This is a genomic window from Rhodopseudomonas sp. BR0C11 (genome assembly GCF_010820945.1).
GTDB lineage: Bacteria > Pseudomonadota > Alphaproteobacteria > Rhizobiales > Xanthobacteraceae > Rhodopseudomonas > Rhodopseudomonas palustris_H.
The window spans coordinates 1-3,965 of record NZ_QTKI01000429.1; the positions used below are offsets into that span (position 1 = coordinate 1).

The 3,965-nt window shown below is 63.5% G+C and carries 5 protein-coding genes; all 5 read right to left on the reverse strand.

The genetic code is table 11. The annotated features are described in order from the left end of the window. The coding region (locus DYI24_RS28835; RefSeq protein WP_502706365.1) for an ATP-binding cassette domain-containing protein at positions 1 to 242 on the reverse strand (242 nt) is incomplete at its 3' end. Continuing rightward, the gene (locus DYI24_RS22740; RefSeq protein ID WP_164573946.1) at positions 143 to 1,288 is read right to left on the reverse strand and encodes a branched-chain amino acid ABC transporter permease; all 1,146 of its coding nucleotides are present in this window, start codon (positions 1,286 to 1,288) and stop codon (positions 143 to 145) included. The genes DYI24_RS28835 and DYI24_RS22740, both read right to left, overlap by 100 nt. Position 1,289: 1 nt before the next feature. Beyond that, the gene (locus DYI24_RS22745) at positions 1,290 to 2,162 is read right to left on the reverse strand and encodes a branched-chain amino acid ABC transporter permease (protein ID WP_107343381.1); all 873 of its coding nucleotides are present in this window, start codon (positions 2,160 to 2,162) and stop codon (positions 1,290 to 1,292) included. Positions 2,163 to 2,374: 212 nt separating this feature from the next. Continuing rightward, positions 2,375 to 3,709 (reverse strand): phenylacetate--CoA ligase family protein, encoded by a 1,335-nt coding sequence (locus DYI24_RS22750; RefSeq protein WP_164573947.1) that lies wholly within the window; start codon positions 3,707 to 3,709, stop codon positions 2,375 to 2,377. 23 nt (positions 3,710 to 3,732) lie between these two features. Next, on the reverse strand, positions 3,733 to 3,965 hold a 233-nt coding region (locus DYI24_RS22755; protein WP_205523639.1), incomplete at its 5' end, for a 2-oxoacid:acceptor oxidoreductase family protein.

The following is a 3,965-nucleotide window of genomic DNA, read 5'->3' on the forward strand; positions in this document are numbered from 1 at the left end:
AGGTTGAACAGCGTGGTCTTGCCGGCGCCGTTGGGCCCGATGATGGTGAAGACCTCGCCTTCGGCGATGTCGAACGAGACGTCGTCGACCGCGGTGAGGCCGCCGAACTTGACGGTAAGCTTGTCGACCTTGAAGAACGTGCTCACCGGTTGCGCTCCGACTTCAAGAACATCCGCTGGGCGCGCGCGCTGGTCGACCGATACAGCGGGAACTGCCGGAAGTAGGACTTCACCCGCGCCCATCGTCCATCGAGGCCCATCGGCTCAAAGATGATGAACAGGATGATGATCAGACCGAAGATCAGCGACTTCAGCCCCGGCGCGCCGGCGACGCGGACGATTCCGGCCTGGATCGCGTCGGTGAGCTGATCCGACAGGCCGATGCCTTGCATCGCCGCCAGGGTCAGTTGCGGTACCTTGTCCTTCACCACGATCAGGATCGGATCGACCATGATCATGAAGATCGCGCCGAACACCGCTCCGCGCAGGCTGAGCACACCGCCGATGATGATGATCATGACGAACTCGATCGACATCGACAGGCTGAACATTTCCGGACTGATGAACGACAGCTTATGCGCGTACAGCACACCGGCGAGCCCGGTGAAGCCGGCCGAGATGGCGAACGCCCGGGTCTTGTAGCGCGCGGTGTCGATGCCCATGCTGCGCGCCGCGGTCTCGCTGTCGCGGATCGCCAGAAACGCACGGCCGGTTGGCGAGCGCAGGATGTTGATCGCAGCCAGGATCACCACCGCGGTGACGCCGAGGCAGAGATAATAGAATCCCTGCGCGCCGAGCTTCAGCCCGAACAGCGACGGCGCGCCGAGCATCAGGCCCTCGTTGCCGTTGGTGACGCTCTCCCAGCGGGTAACGATCTCCTCGACGATAAAGGCGAAGGCCAGCGTGGCGATCGCCAAGTAGATGCCGTGCAGCCGCAGCGCCGGCAGCCCCACCAGATAGCCGATCAGCCCGGTGAAGCCGCCGGCCAGCACCAGATACACGGCCAGCGGCAAGCCATTCTTTTCGCAGACCGCCGCCGTATAGGCGCCGATCGCCATGAAGGCGGCGTGGCCGATCGAGACCTGCCCAGCCTGCCCCGACAGCACGTTCATGGCGATGCCGACGATGGCATAGATCAGCACGAACACCAGCTGACTGAGATAATAGGACTCCAGCACATAAGGCGCGGCGATCAGCGCCGCGACCAGGACGGCGTACCAGAAGGCAGCATTCTTCGACGGGAACAGCTGCTCGCTTTGCGCGTAGCTGGTGCGGACATGCGCGCTCATCTCAGACCTTCTTCAGCGCGTTGCTGCCGAACAGGCCCTGCGGCCGCCACAGCAGCACCGCGAGCAGCACCACATAGGCGGCGACGTCCTTGAAGCCCTCCGGCAGATAGAACCCCGACAGCGATTCGACGATGCCGATGGTGATGCCGCCGGCGAGCGCGCCGGGGATGCTGCCGAAGCCGCCGAGCACCGCGGCCGGGAACGCCTTGATGCCGAGGAAGCCGAGATTGGCGTGGATGAAGGTGATCGGCGCCAGCAGCACGCCGGCGCAGCACGCCACGATCGCGCTCAGGCTCCAGATCAGCGAGAACATCCGCTTCACCGGAATGCCCATGTAGTAGGCGGCCAGCATGTTCTGCGATGTCGCCTGCATGGCGATGCCGATCTTGGTGAAGCGGAAGAAGGCGTAGAGCACGGCGCACAGCAGCGCGGTGGCAACGATGATCGACAGGCTATCCTGCGACAGCACCAGCCCGCCGAGCTGGATCACGCCGCCGGTGAACGGCGTCTCGATCCGCAGATCGTCGGTGCCCCAGATGATGCCGACCAGCGAGCGGATGACGAGGCCAAGGCCGATCGTCGCCATCACGATCGAGAACTGCGGATAGCCGAGGATCGGCCGCACCACCAGCCGCTCCATCGCGGCGCCGAGCACCGCCATACTGACCACACACAACAGAAAGCCGAACCAGTAGTTCAGCCCAAGCGTGGCGATGAAGGTGAACGACAGGAACGCGCCGAGCATCATGATTTCGCCCTGCGCAAAATTGACGACTTCGGTCGCCTTGTAGATCAGCACAAAGCCGAGGGCGATGAGGCCGTAGACGCAGCCGAGGGCAATCCCGCCGATCACCTGCTGGACGAAATCGAGCATTTCTTCCCCGTGTGGTTCTTTGGCGAACCACATTTTTGCGGCCGACATTGATTGCCGGTCCGGCGTGACTGAGCGTTCCGTTACGCGTTGACCGCGGATACGGCTTACTCAATCAGTTAATTAAAGTTAGATCATCGAGCGCCTGTCAAGGCGCGCGTCGATTACTTTTATGCTGCATCGCGAAGACGCGATTGCGGTCAACAATCAGGCGATCAGATGTTCCGCTGATCTTTGACACGCACGGCCTTGCCCTGCGAGCGCGGAACTTCGCCTGGGGCTTTCACCGAGACCTTGCAGGTGACGCCGATCAGCGACTTGATATGATGCGTCACTTCCGCCGCCTTCTTGGCGCGGGCCGCGTCATCGAACGGCGCACCGGGCGCGACTTCGACTTCGACCGTCATGGCGTCGAGCGCCTTCTCGCGGGTCAGCACAATCTGATAGTGCGGCGCGATGCCGGGGAAGCCGATCAGCACCGACTCCACCTGCGACGGATACACGTTGACGCCGCGGATGATCAGCATGTCGTCGTCGCGACCGGTGACACGCATGATACGCAGATGGGTGCGGCCACACGCGCAGGGCTCGGTGTTCAGGCTGGTGATGTCGCGGGTGCGATACCGGATCATCGGCAGCGCTTCCTTGGTGAGCGTGGTGATCACCAGCTCGCCGACGGAGCCCATCGGCAGCACCTGAAGCGTTTCCGGATCGATGGTCTCGAACAGGAAGTGGTCTTCCCAGCCGTGCAGACCATTTTGCGCAACGTGGCATTCGCAGGCGACGCCGGGGCCCATGATTTCCGACAGGCCATAAACATCGACCGCCTTGATACCGAGGCGTGCTTCGAGATCGCGGCGCATCGCATCGCTCCACGGCTCGGCGCCGAACAGGCCGACCCGCAGCGGCGCATCGCGCAGGTTAATGCCCATCTGCTCGGCGACTTCCGCGATGTTCAGCGCATAGGACGGCGTGCAGCACAGCACATTGGCGGCGAAATCGACGATGAGCTGCACTTGGCGTTCGGTGCCACCGCCGGAGGCCGGCACCACGGTGCAGCCCAGCCGCTCGGCGCCATAGTGAGCACCGAGGCCGCCAGTGAACAGGCCGTAGCCATAGGCGTTGTGGACAATGTCGTCCGGCGACGCGCCGGCGCCGACCATCGAGCGCGCCATTAGGTTGGCCCAATTGTCCAGGTCGGTCTTGGTGTAACCGACCACGGTCGGCTTGCCGGTGGTGCCGGACGAGGCATGGATGCGCGGCATCTGATTGCGCGGCACCGCGAACATGCCGAACGGATAGTTGTCGCGGAGGTCGGTCTTCTTGGTGAAGGGAAACTTCGCGAGGTCCGCGAGCGAGGTCAAATCCGCAGGCTTGACGCCAGCTTCATCGAAGCTGGCGCGATAGTGCGGAACGTCGCGATACGCCCGCTCGACAATCTTGCGCAGGCGCTCGAATTGTAGCGCCGCAAGCTGCGGCCGGGGCATCGTCTCGATGGCGCGGTCGTGCATATAGACGGTCTGTTCGCGCAATGCAGGCTGGGCGCTCATCGAAGCAATCCTTTGTCAGAAAATCAGGAGGCCGCCGCGACGGCAGGCGCCTTGGCCAGCGCGTAGCCGGCGGCCAGCGCGTCCATGTTGAGATCGAGGAAGCCGCGCGGCGAGGACGCGCGCACCACCTGCTCGACCGATTTGTGTTTGCAGATGCCGGATAGCTCGATCAGCACGCCGAGCGCCACGATGTTGGTGACGCGTTCGCTGCCGAGTTCGATCGCGGTGCGGCTGAGCGGCAGCGGGTAGCGCTTGA

Bases quoted from the DNA above. Each gene is read 5' to 3' on its own strand.
- DYI24_RS22740 (WP_164573946.1), bottom strand. From the start codon at position 1,288: ATGAGCGCGCATGTCCGCACCAGCTACGCGCAAAGCGAGCAGCTGTTC.
- DYI24_RS22745 (WP_107343381.1), bottom strand. From the start codon at position 2,162: ATGCTCGATTTCGTCCAGCAGGTGATCGGCGGGATTGCCCTCGGCTGC.
- DYI24_RS22750 (WP_164573947.1), bottom strand. From the start codon at position 3,709: ATGAGCGCCCAGCCTGCATTGCGCGAACAGACCGTCTATATGCACGAC.